The organism is Halochromatium roseum (assembly GCF_016653315.1).
In the GTDB taxonomy this organism is placed as follows: Bacteria; Pseudomonadota; Gammaproteobacteria; order Chromatiales; family Chromatiaceae; genus Lamprobacter; species Lamprobacter roseus.
On sequence record NZ_NHSH01000065.1, the window covers coordinates 56,715 to 71,597 of the forward strand.

The following is a 14,883-nucleotide window of genomic DNA, read 5'->3' on the forward strand; positions in this document are numbered from 1 at the left end:
ATTTCCAGAAGCTGCTCAAAGTAGCATCGAGACTGCAAGGGCGCCCTACCCCGTATCGGAAAGCCTGTCCCAACGCCGCTGAAGCGCGGCCATGCTGTCCGCATGGCTACAGATGAGTTCAAGCACCTCCGACAAGGCATGACTGAAGCTCGCTGAGCTGTCTCCGCCGAACATGTGAGAGATCTCGTGGAGATAGGTGCTCATCGCCTCACCGAACAGGCCCTCGGTCAGTAATCTTGCCTTCAATGAGACATAGGGCAGCCGATAACGCACCCGCAGGCCCCGCCAACGGACTTCGGGGCCGGTGAAGGGAAGACAGGAGGTCATGCCTTGCCAAACCGCGCGTCGATTATCGATGACACGACAGGGTGGAAGGTCCACCAGCGTCAGCAAGTCAGGCAGCAATAACCTGGCAGCAGTCTCCAGAAGCTCGACGCGCGGCAATTCTTGGGGTGTCGGCTCACGGTTGACGGTGAAGCCATCGTGCTCTGCACAGATCGCTTCCAAGTCGGCATACCCAAGCTCGCGAAACGCCTTCTGCACCAAACGATGACGCCGACCCTCGGCTCGCCACCACGCAAGCGCCTGACGCCGCTGATTGTAACGCGGCAGGTCACTGCGCCTGACGGGCTCGGCCACGAGCAAGTTGGGGTGGTCTTGCCGCCACTGAGCGCTGGCGTCGGGGCAGGCAGCAACCTTGCTGACCAGCGTCTGGATGATTGGATACCAGGAGTCGAAATCGTAACGCTTCCGCGGATGCTCATACCAATGGCGCCCCAGCACCTTCAGCACCTGGGCGGCTGCATCCGGCGGCAGCTGAGCGGCGATGCGCTTCACGATGTTGACGACATCCATGAGAAAGAAGTTGTTGCGCTCACGGTCGTTGCCGCGGTGGTCATGCAGGCAGAACACGAGGGGATGGGGAATCGAGCCCAAAGCCTGGAATCCGGCAAAGATGATTCCCGGCCCGGCGGCTCGGTCGGTCGACGGAAAACCTAAAGGCTTCGGCTTGGACGAGCGGAAATAGACGGCGGCTGATGGTCCGCTCCAGATCCGTTCTCCGAGCAGCGGATTCTGCGGATAGAAGAAGCTCAGCAGCGCAACATCCAAGAGATCCGAATCATTGAACGGCGACAGGGTCAGCAGGGTATCCGGTGAAGCGGTCTCGTTACGACGAATATCGTAGGCCAAGGCTTGCAGGCGTCGACCGTCTACGTTCAGACTGTCCGTAACAACCTGTAGATGCCAATCGCGCGACCATACCTGGACATCCCAACCGTGATCGCGGACGGCACAGAGAGCCGCGATCTTGAATCCTTCCCCGAAATATCCGGCATGCTCACCCTCACCGTCTCGCTTGGTCGAGGCGCCGATAGGAACCAGCCAGTCATAGCTGAAGCCGACATCCGTCGCGCTCAAACTCAGCTGCGCCCCTTCGATGCGATGGCTGAAGCGGTTGGTCCATTCATCACGCGGCACACTGTCGAAAAAGTTCTGCAGCAAGTCGCGCAGCACCTTGTACTTCGACCAGCGCACGGGATAGTCGAAAATCAGATTCAGTGGTAGGCGAGTCGCTGGTCCCATCAGGGCGGTCTTGGTCACCGCTGCACCTCAGGTGCCCGTTCAAGTGTTGAATGAATGTCGATAGGCCAGGCCTTGCGCAACTGGTAACGGGTATTGCGACCACCGCCGGGCAGTGGCTCGATCACGCCCATCTTGACCAACGCGGACAGGTCACGATAAGCCGTAGCCCTGGAGCATTTGCAAATTGCCTCGTATTTTCGGGTGCTGATGCCGCCCTCGAATCCCTTGGTACCCTCAGCGAAGACCCGACTGACCATCCTGGATTGGCGCGTATTGAGTTGGCCGGCATAGCGCTCCCAGAATCTGGCCTTGCCCAACACAAAATCGATCTCTTCCCTGGCAACCTCCTGCGCCTGATTGACTGCGTCGATAAAGAACGCAATCCAGGGGTTCAAGTCGAGCGATCCTCTGGAAATCTGCTGAAGCGCCTCGTAATACTGCCGCCGATTACGCTCGATCGCGGTCGCCAAACAGGCGAGTGTCGGGTAGCCAAGTGACTGTGACAATGCGTGATCCGCAATTGCTCGCCCCACTCGGCCGTTGCCATCATCGAAGGGATGAATCAGCTCGAACCAGGCATGCGCAATCGCCGCGCGTACAGGACCGGAGATCACCTCGGCAGGCTTCGCCGTCAACGGATTGGTTCGGTTGTACCAATCCAGCAACAGCGCCATCTCCTGGTAGACAGTCGCCGCTGGCGGCGCTTCATAATCGATGCGCTCTCTGCCATAAACACCGCTGACAATCCGCATCGGCTCGGGCGCATTGCGATACAGACCGCGCATCACCAGGCTCAACGGCTGATGCACCACCACCATCGACTGCCAGCGCCCTAGCAGGGCATCATCCAGCGGTTCTGCCCAATGTTTGCGAACGTCCACCATCAGTGCCGCCGCCCCTGCCGCCTTCTCGTCCTGATGCCGGGGCGCCACCGAGTCCTGAGCGATCAGTTGCAGGAGCGAGGCCCGGACCGAGTCCCGATCCAGCGACTCGCCCTCGATCGCACTGGTCTTGATCGCCTCAGACAGCATCAGGCCAATCACCGCATCCGCTTGCAGGTCTGCGGGCAGCGCCTCAATGCGACCCATCAGACGCTCGGATTTCAGATGAAACGTCTCCACCTGCGGCCGAAATGCCTCCGTGTCGTAACGGAAACTCGGCCAATCTTGATGCTGCCAGGTCCACATGAAGCGAATATAGGCCAGATTCGCTTCAGAAAGAAGACGTCGCTGAAGCGATGACAAGGCGGCAAGACCGCAATCGGGTAAGATCGGAGCCCATCATGCCATACACCAACCGTTGGGTTCTGCTGCCAGTGCTCGGCCTGCTGGCGGCCTTGACCCCGTTCGCGATCGACATGTATCTGCCGAGCATCCCGTCCATCGCGCGGGATCTGGATGCCAGTATCGAGCTGGCGCAGCTCAGCGTCACTGTCTATCTGGCGGTGTTTGCCGCGGCACAGCTGCTGCTCGGGCCACTCTCGGATGTGCATGGTCGCCGCCGCACCATCGGTCTCGGGCTGATCCTATTCATGCTTGGAGATATCGCCTGCGCACTGGCACCGAGTATGTCCCTGATGCTGGTGGCGCGGGCCGTTCAGGCAGTGGGCGGGGCCGCGGTGGCGGTGACCATTCCGGCCTTGGTGCGTGATCTGTTCGAGCGCGATGACTATGCGCGCGTGATGGGAATGATCATGCTGGTGATGGGATTTGCGCCCTTGCTGGCGCCGAGTCTGGGCGGGCTGATCATCTGGTACGCAAGCTGGCACTGGGTCTTCGTGGCCTTGCTGCTGATTAGCCTGATCGCGACGCTGTTGTTCTTTCGCGTGGTGCCGGAGACACTGCTGATCGAGCACCGACATCGCCTGCACTTGGGCGACATCGTCGGCAACTATCGCTTGCTGCTGCGTCACCGCACCGCGCTTGGCTACCTGATGACCGGCTCGGCCAGCTTCAGCGGCATGATGATCTTCATCGTCGCCTCGCCTTTCGTCTACATCGAGCTGCACGGCGTCTCTGCGTCGGCCTTCGGTCCGCTCTTCGGCATCAATGTCTTGGCCGCCATGCTGTTGGCGTCGGTGAATACCACACTGGTGAGACGCCTGGGGTCGGAGTGGCTGCTCCGCGTCGGCCTCGCGTTGCAGGCGACAGCGGCGGTCGCGTTGTTGCTCCTCAGCTTGATGACGCCGCAGCCAGACCTCTGGCTGATTGCGACGGTCTCTTGCGTCTATCTCGGCATGAACGGTTTGATCTTCGGCAACGCCATGGCTGGCTTCATGGCCTTCTTCCCGGCCATGGCCGGCACGGCATCAGCGTTCGCCGGCGCGCTGCGCTTCGGCTTAGGCGCCCTAGCGGGCTCGATCGTGAGCCTGCTGCATGATGGCAGCGCGATGCCAATGCTCGCCGGGATGAGTCTCTGCGGTCTACTCGCACTCGGCATCTATCTCTTGGCCTGCTGGCAACAAACTGCTGGGGAGCATGCCGCGTTGGAGTAGAGTCTTCTTGCCACGTCACAACATCACGCGACCTCATGTCGAGGCCGTACCCGGAGTAGGCGGAGATCAGCGCCCGCTGCGGCACAGCGATCAGCGTCCACTCCAGCGCGGCGCTGACCCCGCTAGCCCCGGCCGAAACGCCCGAGCAGATCAGTCGCGCCGTTCATAACCTTCAGCAGCGGTCCGATGCGGCCTTCGAGCTCGACGCTATCGAGGAAGTTCTTCACGTAGAGACCCAGCTCGGTGCTACCACCAAGCCGCAAACGACGGTTGAAGAATAGGGTGTCCGGGTCTTCTCGACGGGTCGCAAGCAGCAGGAAGTCGTAGACCTTGCCATCGATGCTCAGATCGGTCGCCGCTCCAGGCGGCGCGGCCTTGATGCGCGTCCCAGCCAGGGTCAAACGGAATTCTAGCCGCGCATCGTCAACGCCGATGCGCATGACATGACTCTCCAGAAAATCGAGTTCCCCGTCGCGCAGTTCGGGCTCAAAGAGGCGGTTCAAGACCTGCACCAGCGCGGCCGTGCGCAGCGTATTCGGGACTAGCCCGACCGGCAACGTCAGCAGGCGCGGGATGGTCGGTGACTTGATCAAGCGACCTTCCTCAACGGGGCGGCGGAGAGGCCGGCGATCAGATCGCGATATTCAGTCCGCAAACGCTGCCATTCCATCACAAACCAAGGCGTCACCCGCTCCGGCTCCTCTGCAACCAGGCGGTCGGTCTCGGCACAAGGAATCCAACGCCAGTCGGCAATCTCGCTCGGATTGACATTAACCGCTATAGGCGCTTCGACCTTACCAACATAGACCGAGCACAGCTCATGCTCCGCGCCCAGCGCGCCAAATTCAGCCTGGTACTGGAACTTATAAAGGAAGCGCAGCTCGGCATCGATCGCCAACTCCTCGCGCAAACGCCGATGAGTCGCCTGCTCCAGATTTTCACCGCGCCGTGGATGGCTGCAGCAACTGTTGGACCAGAACAGAGGCCACAAGGGCTTCTCGCCACTGCGCTGTTGCAGCAGCACCTGATCGTCATCTGTGAACAGGAAGATCGAGAAAGCGCGGTGCAAGAGCCCGTCGCCTAAATGAGCCTTGATCTTCGTCGCGTGACCGATTTCATGATCATCATCATCGACGAGGATCAGCGGCTCATCATCAAACGAGACGGTTTCGTGTTTAAACAAATTCGCTCTCCATTCGCTCTTCAAGTCTGCAAGGCTCGAGCTTCGGCCACTCAATACCGGCAACGGTTCCCGCCACGAGCCCCACCGATATGGTCAATCACTCAATGCTGGCACAAAGCCAACAGAGTGACAAGGCAACCTGACAATGGTCGAGTCAACTTTTATTGACGCCAGGCAGCGCCGACCAGCATACCGACCACGACTAGTCCCGATCCGTCACAAACGGCTGGTCGCGACTGGCCAAGTCTGGCGGCGGCGGAAAGGCCGCGTTAACCGCGTCAGGCAGCTCGCCACGCCCAGCCTGATACAGGCCTCCAGACTCCAGCATCAGCAGCCCCATCACGGTCAGCAGCAGCGGCACCACACCGATGCGAGCCCAGATTGCACCGCGCATATCTTGAGACTCGAGCTTATGCCGTTCCATCTCTTGCAGGGCCGGAGGGAGATCCGCAATCCGGCGTTCCAGATCTGACCGATCATTGCCGCCAACAAACGCCAGACTCACCACTGCCGCGCTGACCAGGTAGGCGATCAGCAGGATGCGGTAGCGGCCCGCGGCCAAGCGCCAATGCGCGGCGACGAACCAGGCGGCTGAGTGCCTTGCCCGGCCCGCGCGTACCCATGTCAATAGCATCACTAACATTGAGAGCGTCAGCGGCACCGCAACAAAGGCCCACTTGTAACGGGCGATCACCGAGTAAGACTCCGCCATCGAGCCTGCCAGCAACGCCACACCGGCCAGCAGATTGAACAAGAGCAGGTTGATCATCGCCAGCTCATGCGCGGCCTTCGCCTTGCGGCGCTGCAGATCGTCGACGGCGTAGAACATGGGAATTCCTCGAGTCCTGCAGTTTGACTAGTGTGCAGCATGATTGTGCGCATCGCCGACCGCGCTGACAACCCACCAACACCCGTCGCTGAAATCAACACAGGCCCACCACCGGCAGCCAGTAAGCGAGTGCGGATGGTTATACTGCCGGCAAGAAACAACCGCCATGCAGACCCCGGTGCATTGGAGAACCCCCATGACTGAAGGCATCCTGATTGGTAAAGGCGCAGAGGCTGCGGTGCACATCTGGCCGCGGATGGCAAATCGCCACGGGCTGGTCGCCGGCGCAACCGGAACCGGCAAGACCGTCACCTTACAACGCCTCGCGGAGCAATTCAGCCGGCGCGGGGTACCGGTCTTCCTGGCCGATGTGAAAGGGGATTTGGCTGGGATCAGCCAGCCCGGCGGAGACAACGCCAAGGTCGCCGAGCGCGTCAGCGAACTCCAGCTCGACGAGGTCGAATTCGCTTACCGACCCTGTCCTGTCACGCTTTGGGACCTCTACGGTGAACAGGGCCATCCGGTGCGCACCACCATCAGCGAGATGGGGCCGCTCTTGCTGGCGCGGCTGCTGAGCCTGAACGATGTCCAAGAAGGCGTGCTCAACATCTGCTTCCGCGTCGCCGACGACAACGGACTGCTACTGTTGGACATGAAGGATCTGCGCGCGATGCTGAACTATGTCGCCGAGAATGCGGCCTCGCTGCGCACCAGCTTCGGCAACGTCTCGGCCGCCTCGGTCGGCGCCATCCAGCGCCGGTTGCTACAGCTTGAGGATCAGGGCGGCAACCTGCTGTTCGGTGAGCCAGCGCTCGACCTCGCCGACCTGATGCAGACCGACATCAACGGCCAGGGCATCATCAATGTACTGGCGGCCGACAAGCTGATCCACAACCGCACCCTCTACGCCACCTTCCTGCTATGGCTGCTCTCAGAGTTGTTCGAGCAACTGCCCGAGGTCGGTGATCCAGACCAACCGAAGCTGGTGTTCTTCTTCGACGAGGCACATCTGCTCTTCGACGACGCCCCCAAGGTGCTCACCGACAAGGTCGAGCAGGTGGTGCGGCTGATCCGTTCTAAAGGTGTCGGCGTCTACTTCGTGACCCAGAGCCCGATGGACGTGCCCGATGACGTGCTCGGGCAGCTCGGCAATCGGGTGCAACATGCGCTGCGCGCGTTCACCCCACGCGATCAGAAGGCGGTGCGCGCCGCCGCCCAAACCTTCCGTACCAACCCAGGGCTGGACACCGAGACCGCTATCACCGCGCTCGGCGTCGGCGAGGCGTTGGCCTCGACGCTTGATCTGGAGGGCATCCCGAGCATCGTCGAGCGGGTCAAGGTCGCCCCGCCCGGTAGCCAGCTCGGCCCCATCAGTGAGGCTCAACGCCGTGCGCTGATCGAGAACTCACTGGTCGCCGGCGTCTACGAGAAGAGCCTTGACCGCGAATCGGCCTACGAGACACTGAAGCTAATGGCAGAGCAGGCCGCCGTGGCTGCGGAGTCGGTCCCGGTCACACCTGCCCAGCAACGCGCCCGAACCCCGAGCCGCGGCAACCACCAGACCGCGGTCGAGGCCTTTGCTAGCAGCGCCATGCGCTCACTCGGCACCCAGATCGGACGCCAGATCGTGCGCGGCGTCATGGGCTCGCTGTTTGGGGGCACCCGGCGGCGCTGAGGGTGATCCAATGAGGACTGAAGGTCTCGAAAGACCATCCAAGCGCGGTCACATGCGCCGCGAGATTGGGCTCCTCAGCCTGACCTTCATCGGCGTCAGCGGGGTGCTTGGCTCTGGCTGGCTCTTCGCGCCACTACTGGCCAGCCAGCTCGCTGGTCCAGCCGCCCTTTTGGCCTGGCTGCTTGGCGGGTTGGCCATCGGCCTGTTGGCAATGACCTTCGCCGAGATCGCCGCGATGCTGCCGGTTGCCGGAGGCATCGCGCGGCTACCACAGTTTAGCCACGGCAATGTGGTCAGTATGACCATGGGCTGGAGCGCTTGGGTTGGCTACAACACCACCGCACCGATTGAGGTCGAAGCGATGCTCCGCTACCTTGCGCCACATCTTCCCTGGCTCTATCAGAGCCCAACGCCCGGGCATCTGAGCCTGCTCGGCATGGCCACGGCCACTGCCATGCTGCTCCTGTTTACTCTCATCAACGTCTTTGGCGTGCGCTTCTTTGCGCGCATCAACGCGTCGATCACCTGGCTGAAGCTGGCGATACCGGTGATCGTCGCGCTGGTGCTCATCCTGGATCGCTTTGAGGTATCCAATCTGCAAGCTGGCGGTGGCTTCTTCGCCATGGGCGCCGAGGGCATTCTCGCCTCCATTGCCAGCGGCGGCATCATCTTTGCGTTCATCGGTTTCAGGCACACCATCGACCTCGCTGGCGAGGCCAAGAACCCGCAGTTCACCGTGCCCACCGCGATCCTGCTGACCATCCTGATCTGCTTCATCATCTACGCCCTGATCCAGTTGGCCTTTCTTGGTGCGCTCAGCCCCGCCGACCTCGAACATGGCTGGAAGACGTTGCATATCAGCGGCGATTTCGGCCCATTGAGCGGCTTGGCCTCGGCAGTTGGCATCCTCTGGCTGGTTAGCCTGCTCAATGTCGGAGCGGTGGTCGCCCCCTTCGGCGGAGGGCTCGTCTCGGTCGGCTCGATGGGGCGCTTAGCGCTCGCGCTGGCCCAGAATGGCTTTTTCCCGCAGCTGTTCGAGACCCTGAACCGATACGGTGTGCCAGCCTATGCCATGCTGCTGAACTTCGTCGTCGCCTCCGCAGTATTCTTCCTGCTGCCGTTCCAGGAGATCCTGAGCCTCAACGGGGCGGCCATCATGCTCTCCTTCGCCGTTGGGCCGGTCGCGCTGATGGCGCTGCGGCGGCTTGATCCGGAGCGCAGGCGGCGTTTCCGCCTGCCCGGTGCGACGGCGTTGGCGCCCTTCGCCTTTATCGTCGCGACCCTGATCATCTACTGGAGCGGCTGGGACACCTACTGGCGGCTCGCCGCCTGTCTGTTGGTTGGACTCATACTGCTGCTCCTCAAGGTGAAGAACACGCAAGGCGAGCAACTCGATATCAGCGAGTCGCTCTGGTTAATCCCTTACCTGCTCGGGTTGGGCGTCCTCTCTTACCTGGGTGATTTTGGAGGAGGCCGCAAATGGCTCCCGTTCGGCTGGGACATGCTGCTGATCGCGGTCTTCTGCGTCGGCATCTTTTGGTACGCGGTCTGTTGCCGCCTGAGCCAAGACAAGTATGACCGCTACCTCCGTGAGGAGCGTATGGCCGAAGACAGCCAGAACTGACCTGCAATCCATGACCCTAGAAAGCACGCCCCGCGAAAACCACCGCACAGCCCCCATGTTCTCCTGGATGAACACCAGACTCCCATCAAGACAGGACGGCCCATCAAAGCTGGGCAGGGCGATGCTGTTCGGGGCCTGGCTGGTCGGCATCGTTTTGCTGGCGAGCCTATTCCAGAACTACCTCAACCACAAAGAGAACCCGAACCAAGATCTCGCGTTTGAGGTTGGACCGGCTGGTGTACACCAGGTGGTGCTACAGCAAAATCGTGCCGGGCATTACGTCGCCACCGGCACCATCAACGGTGAATCGGTGGTGTTTCTGCTCGATACCGGCGCAACCAGGGTCTCTCTGTCACAGCAGCTCGCACGCCGACTTGGCCTGCCGATGCGTCCCGGCGGTATGAGCAAGACCGCAAACGGGATGGTCCAGACCTGGACCACTCGGCTCGACAGCGTCAGCCTGGGTGGCTTGACCGCGCACAACCTCCGCGCCACGGTGCTGCCCAACTTCCCTGGCGATCAGGTCCTGCTCGGCATGGACTTCCTGAAACGCTTCGAGCTGATTCAACGCGGCGGCGAGCTGACGGTTCGGTTGCCGAGCTGAGGGCACGGAGCAATGCAACGCAGCTGTCGACGCAGCCGAACAGGCGCCCAGGTGTCGGGCCAACCGTATCGGCGCTGACCCGCCGCTCGCATAGACCTAGGACCTTTGAGGCGAGATTCGGGACAGGCCATTGCGGCAGAACGAGAAAGCGGGCGTTGTTGGCGATCAGATGCAGACGATCGAACTGGTAGCGCCGATCCCAACCGATCCACTGATCGCGCGCTGCACATTTCCAGACCACCGCACTGAACACCAGCAAGGCCAGCCACTGCTCCCGCCAGAGGGCGACGTACCAGAGTGTGTGACCGATCTTCACCGAGGCGCCCAGGTCATGGTGCGCCTCAAGCAGCGCTTTGAAGCGCGGCTCTTCATCAGCAGCGACCGGGCGCAGTGTGATGTCGTGCAAATTCACGGCACCGCCTCGTCAGCCAACAGGGGCAGGCAGTTTTGAACCAGACGAGCGGAAATGTCCAGACCCGAGGGTAAGTTATTCTACGACCCGTCAATTTAGGAGTGGAACGGTTTCGCCCTGGATCGTGCAGTGCCAACTCAGGTAGATGTAGCGCCCGCCATAATTGGCCATTTTCGCGGGCCGTCGGAATTTTCTGGGGTTTGGGCTTACACCCCCATCTTGCGACGATTGGGAGGGCATACTCGCCCAAGAACGCGATCGAGCTCGCCTCGGATGGCCCAGTTCATGCTCACCTTCCGTATCGTTAAGCCGCGGTCCTCCGACGGCGCCGACGAGCGCCGCTCAGAGTCTCCCGCCGAGCTGCCCGAGCGCTTCTGAGCTCGCCGTACGCCCCCCGCAAGCGATAAGAGGGTCCAGATCGAAGCCCAAATGCGAATCGGCAGGATCAGAGCGGCGACTCGTTGCGGCGCTTCGGCAACGCACCGAGGCTCCATTTTGGCCCTTCTTCAACGACCTGCCGACCAACGACTTCAATCAGCTCTTCGCCAACTTTTACCCGACAGGCATACCGGCCCTGAAAGACGACAACAACTTCGCGGCTGCGATCGGGAGTTCTGCGTTTGGTCGCGCTGTCCCGGCGGCAAGCATCCACCAACTGAAGTTCTTCCGCTAGCCACTCGGCGTCGCCTGCGCGGCCCGTCCGGATGTAACTTGCGATCAGAAACCACGTGATTCGTGCTTCTAGTCGAGGTTGAGCGAGGCCATGTCGATGACGATGCGATGCGCGAAGTCACCCTTGGCCAAGTGCGCGAAGGCATCGTTGATCTCGTCCATCTTGATCATCTGGCATTCCGGGTAGATCTGATGCTCGGCACAGAAGTCCAGCACCTCCTGGGTCTCGGCGATCCCGCCGATCAGTGACCCCGCCACGCGGCGCCGGCCGAACACCAGCGGCATGGTCATGGGCTCTTCCATCGGACCGATCTGGCCGACGATCACCAGCGAGCCATCGACGTCCAGCAGCGGCGTGTAGAGGTTCAGGTCATGCTTCACGGGCACGGTATCGATGATGAGATCGAAGGCGTTGGCGGCAGCCTGCATCGCCTGCTGATCCGTGGAGGCGAGAATGCCCCTGGCGCCGCTCGCCTTCGCCTCGGCCTCTTTTTTCGTCGAGCGGCTGATCACGGTGACTTCCGCGCCCATCGCCGTGGCGAGCTTGACCGCCATGTGGCCGAGTCCGCCGAGACCGATGACGCCGACGCGCGTCCCTTCGCCGACGTTCCAGGTGCGCAGCGGTGAGAAGGTGGTGATGCCGGCGCACAGGATCGGCGCCGACCTGGAGAGGTCGAGGCTGTCGGGGATGCGCAGCACGAACTCCTCGCGCACCACGATGTGCTTGGAGTAGCCGCCCTGGGTGGTCTCACCGCTGATGCGATCCGGCGCCCCGTATGTCGGTGTCATGCCGTTACGGCAGTACTGCTCTTCGTGGTTGTGGCATTGATCGCAGTCCTGACAGCTGTCGACCATGCAGCCGACTGCCACGCGATCGCCCTCTCTGTAATTCTTTACCTCGGGCCCAACGGCGCTGACCACACCAACGATCTCATGGCCTGGGACCACCGGATAGGGCTGCGGGCCCCAATCGCCGTTCACGGTATGCAGGTCGGAGTGACAGACACCGCAGTACTGGATGTCGATGGCGACATCGTTCGGGCGCAGTTCCCTACGCTCGAAATGATAGGGAACGAGCGTGGCGTCGGCCGAATGGGCCGCGTATCCGATGGTCTTCATGATCTTCACCCTGGTCTTGTCAGTGAATTGGGAGTGGATGAACCGCGTGCGTTTCGATGCGCCTGACTCACAGCAGCGGTTGGAGCGCCGCCGGCGTCTACTCGTCAGGTCTTGCGTTGAGGATAGGGTCCGGCACCTTAAGTTGAGATACCTGATCCTCGCAATCTCTTGCCTATTCCTGCCCGCACCGCGCTTTCAGGTTGCTTTGCCGGAAAAAATCTTGTCTAAAGAGGGCATGACTTATGACAGCGAGCTCGATATGCCAGAGCCTTCGATCCTGCTGAAGCATTTTCCGGCGATGGAGTCCGGGGTGAGGGAATCCAATCTCCAAGGGGTCAGATTCTTCAAGTCGACGCAACCGATTCCACGTCGCCCCATGGTCTATGACCCGGGCATTTGCGTTGTGGCCCAGGGCCACAAGACCGGCTATCTGGGAGGGCGAGATTTCCGCTACGACGCCAACAACTACCTGGTCACCTCGGTCACCATGCCATTCGAGTGCGAGACCTTCGGATGCCCCGAAGAGCCCCTGCTTGGTCTCTACATCGACATCGAGATGGGACAGCTCAACGAGCTGATCAGCGGGATGGGCCTGCAAGCCGAGATGGGCAGGGCCGCCGAGAGAGGCTTGCCGCGTGGGATCGGCCCGGCCGCGCTGGACGAGGAGATGGCGGATGCCGTCGCACGCTTGATCAAGGCGCTGGGCTCGGAGACCGAGGCCAGGCTCCTGGGACCGGGTCTGATGCGCGAGGTCCTGTTTCGGGCCTTGGGCGGCACTCAGGCACCGGTGCTCTATGCGCTGGCGATGTACAGCGGCAGCTTCTCCAAAGTCGCCCAAGTGCTCAGGATCATGCAGCGTCACTACGCCGACAAGCTCGATGTGGAGCACCTGGCTGATCGGGTCCACATGAGTCCCTCCGCCTTTCACCGCGCCTTCAAGGAGATCACCTCGGAGTCTCCAATGCAGTACCTGAAGAAGATCCGGCTGACGAAGGCGAGAGACCTCATGGTGCGCGAGAGCATGAAGGCCTATATGGCCGCCGACCGGGTCGGCTACGAGAGCGCCTCCCAATTCAGCCGGGAGTTCAAGCGCTATTTCGGGCAGAGCCCGGCCGAGATGACACGGGAGCTTCGCGCCGCCTGACATCCCGTCGGCCGCCTTGGTGCGAAAGCGGCCGAGCCGTGGCGCGCTCGACGGCGCGCACGGCTGTGCATCCTCAAAATCACCTGCCGACCGAAGGGCTGTTTCCCGCACCAGATCCCGCACCAGACAGGAATCGGTGGGCATCGCGGTGCATACCCATCCCTTTCCTCCGAGATTGCGAGGATTAGGCAAGATCCGAGCAGGATCGTTCTACCGCCTCCCCGATGTCAGCACCTAGAGTGTTATCCAACGCACTCCGATCGCACGGCCATGACCGGGGCGGATGGCACCGCCGTCTCAGGCGCGGTGCGACAACGCAATTCAGAGGAGCTTGGATATGCAAGGCAACACAGGCGGTCTCTCGTGGCTGCTCTCACTCGTCGGCAGCGTGGTCGGCCAGCCCGCGCTCGCGGCGGACGCGCCGACGGGCCAAACGCTCTACTCGGCCGAATCGCGTCAATCCTTCGAGGGACCAGAGGCCTATTTCACCGGCGACGTCCAGGTGGACATGCTCTGCCCCGACAACGAAACGGCCCATTTCTCCGGCGCCTACGTCACCTTCCAGCCCAGCGCACGAACCGCCTGGCACCAGCACCCGGCCGGACAGCACATGATCGTGACTTCGGGCGTCGCGCTCACCGGCACGCGGGACGGCCATGTGATCGCGTTCGAGGAGGGCGAAACGGTCTGGTGTCCGTCCGACATCGACCACTGGCACGGCGCGACGCCGCACGCCGCCATGACGCATCTGGTCATCACCGGCAGCAAGGACGGCGAGAACGTGACCTGGAAGGAGAAGGTCAGCGATGAAGAGTACCAGCGCGGGTATCAGCAAACGCAGCAGACCGATGTCAGCATCCAGGCCCTGTCGGCCGAGCAGCAGGCCATCGTGCCCATCGCCGCCGCGACCGCCAAGGGCGACCTGGAGGCCCTGAAGCGGGCCGTCGCCTCAGGACTGGACGCCGGCTTGACCATCAACGAGACCAAGGAGATTCCGATCCATCTCTACGCCTATGCCGGCTTCCCGCGCGCCCTGAACGGTCTGGCCACCCTCATGGGCGTCGTCGAGGCGCGCAAGGCCGAAGGCATCGAGGACCCGGTCGGCCCGGAGGTGAGCGGATTGCCCGAGGACAAGAATCCGATCGCCGTCGGCAAGTCGGTTCAGACCGAGCTGTCCGGTAAGCCGGTGACCGGGCCCCTGTTCGATTTCGCGCCCGCGATCAACGACTTCCTGCAGAGCCATCTCTTCGGCGACCTCTTCGCCCGCGACGTCCTCGACTACAAAAGCCGCGAGATCGCCACGGTCTCCGCCCTGGCGAGCCTCGATGGCGTCCAGTCCCAGCTCCAGGCGCATATCGGCATTGCCACCAACGCCGGACTCACCGAGCAGCAGATCCGGGATCTGGCCGTGGTGCTGACCCAGACCGTGGGCAAGAAGGAGGGACGCCGGGCCGAGCAGGCCATCGAGGCCGTCCTGCCGGAGCAAGCGCAGACGGCGAAATCCGGCTCCTGACCATGAGCAGGCGGCACGGCTCGACACTCC

Annotated in this window: 13 protein-coding genes and 1 pseudogene; 7 read left to right on the plus strand and 7 right to left on the minus strand. The window is 62.0% G+C overall.

Features of this window, described 5'->3' with window-relative positions:
• Nucleotides 1-45: 45 nt before the first annotated feature.
• Together CCR96_RS16350 and CCR96_RS16355 are read right to left on the minus strand one after the other, a co-directional pair.
• Complete coding sequence (locus CCR96_RS16350) at nucleotides 46-1,602, minus strand: hypothetical protein (protein WP_201221214.1); 1,557 nt, start codon at nucleotides 1,600-1,602, stop codon at nucleotides 46-48.
• Nucleotides 1,599-2,771, minus strand: a complete 1,173-nt coding sequence (locus CCR96_RS16355) for a Fic family protein (protein WP_242519169.1) — start codon at nucleotides 2,769-2,771, stop codon at nucleotides 1,599-1,601. Before CCR96_RS16355 ends, CCR96_RS16350 begins: the two co-directional genes overlap by 4 nt.
• 95 nt (nucleotides 2,772-2,866) lie before the next feature.
• Here CCR96_RS16355 and CCR96_RS16360 point away from each other — a divergent pair, with 95 nt between their 5' ends.
• Nucleotides 2,867-4,078: a Bcr/CflA family multidrug efflux MFS transporter gene (locus CCR96_RS16360; protein ID WP_201221218.1), complete on the plus strand. Its 1,212-nt coding sequence runs from the start codon at nucleotides 2,867-2,869 to the stop codon at nucleotides 4,076-4,078.
• A 122-nt stretch (nucleotides 4,079-4,200) separates the two neighbouring features.
• Here CCR96_RS16360 and ubiT read toward each other — a convergent pair whose 3' ends face one another.
• From ubiT to CCR96_RS16375, 3 genes are all read right to left on the minus strand, one after another.
• A complete protein-coding gene (gene ubiT, locus CCR96_RS16365; protein WP_201221220.1) occupies nucleotides 4,201-4,671 on the minus strand; it encodes a ubiquinone anaerobic biosynthesis accessory factor UbiT in 471 nt (156 codons plus the stop codon).
• Nucleotides 4,668-5,261 (minus strand): isopentenyl-diphosphate Delta-isomerase, encoded by a 594-nt coding sequence (idi, locus tag CCR96_RS16370; protein ID WP_201221222.1) that lies wholly within the window; start codon nucleotides 5,259-5,261, stop codon nucleotides 4,668-4,670. Before idi ends, ubiT begins: the two co-directional genes overlap by 4 nt.
• Before the next feature lie 202 nt (nucleotides 5,262-5,463).
• Nucleotides 5,464-6,090: a hypothetical protein gene (locus CCR96_RS16375; protein WP_201221224.1), complete on the minus strand. Its 627-nt coding sequence runs from the start codon at nucleotides 6,088-6,090 to the stop codon at nucleotides 5,464-5,466.
• 196 nt (nucleotides 6,091-6,286) lie between these two features.
• Here CCR96_RS16375 and CCR96_RS16380 point away from each other — a divergent pair, with 196 nt between their 5' ends.
• From CCR96_RS16380 to CCR96_RS16390, 3 genes are all read left to right on the plus strand, one after another.
• Nucleotides 6,287-7,765: a helicase HerA-like domain-containing protein gene (locus CCR96_RS16380; protein ID WP_201221226.1), complete on the plus strand. Its 1,479-nt coding sequence runs from the start codon at nucleotides 6,287-6,289 to the stop codon at nucleotides 7,763-7,765.
• A 52-nt stretch (nucleotides 7,766-7,817) separates the two neighbouring features.
• Nucleotides 7,818-9,389, plus strand: a complete 1,572-nt coding sequence (locus CCR96_RS16385) for an APC family permease (protein ID WP_201221228.1) — start codon at nucleotides 7,818-7,820, stop codon at nucleotides 9,387-9,389.
• A 67-nt stretch (nucleotides 9,390-9,456) separates the two neighbouring features.
• Entirely contained in the window at nucleotides 9,457-9,993 is a 537-nt protein-coding gene (locus CCR96_RS16390) for a retropepsin-like aspartic protease family protein (RefSeq protein ID WP_201221230.1), read from the plus strand.
• Nucleotides 9,994-10,120: 127 nt separating this feature from the next.
• Here the strand turns inward: CCR96_RS16390 and CCR96_RS25625 are convergent.
• A pseudogene (locus CCR96_RS25625) lies at nucleotides 10,121-10,405 on the minus strand (Druantia anti-phage system protein DruA); the annotation flags it as partial.
• Nucleotides 10,406-10,808: 403 nt separating this feature from the next.
• Here CCR96_RS25625 and CCR96_RS25630 point away from each other — a divergent pair.
• A complete protein-coding gene (locus CCR96_RS25630) occupies nucleotides 10,809-11,078 on the plus strand; it encodes a hypothetical protein (RefSeq protein WP_420827282.1) in 270 nt (89 codons plus the stop codon).
• A 68-nt stretch (nucleotides 11,079-11,146) separates the two neighbouring features.
• Here the strand turns inward: CCR96_RS25630 and CCR96_RS16405 are convergent, their stop codons facing one another.
• Nucleotides 11,147-12,196, minus strand: a complete 1,050-nt coding sequence (locus CCR96_RS16405) for an NAD(P)-dependent alcohol dehydrogenase (protein ID WP_201221234.1) — start codon at nucleotides 12,194-12,196, stop codon at nucleotides 11,147-11,149.
• A gap of 235 nt (nucleotides 12,197-12,431) precedes the next feature.
• On the opposite strand from CCR96_RS16405, the gene CCR96_RS16410 reads away from it, so the two are divergent.
• Complete coding sequence (locus CCR96_RS16410; protein WP_201221236.1) at nucleotides 12,432-13,340, plus strand: AraC family transcriptional regulator; 909 nt, start codon at nucleotides 12,432-12,434, stop codon at nucleotides 13,338-13,340.
• 337 nt (nucleotides 13,341-13,677) lie between these two features.
• Nucleotides 13,678-14,853, plus strand: a complete 1,176-nt coding sequence (locus CCR96_RS16415; protein WP_201221238.1) for a (R)-mandelonitrile lyase — start codon at nucleotides 13,678-13,680, stop codon at nucleotides 14,851-14,853.
• Nucleotides 14,854-14,883: the final 30 nt, after the last annotated feature.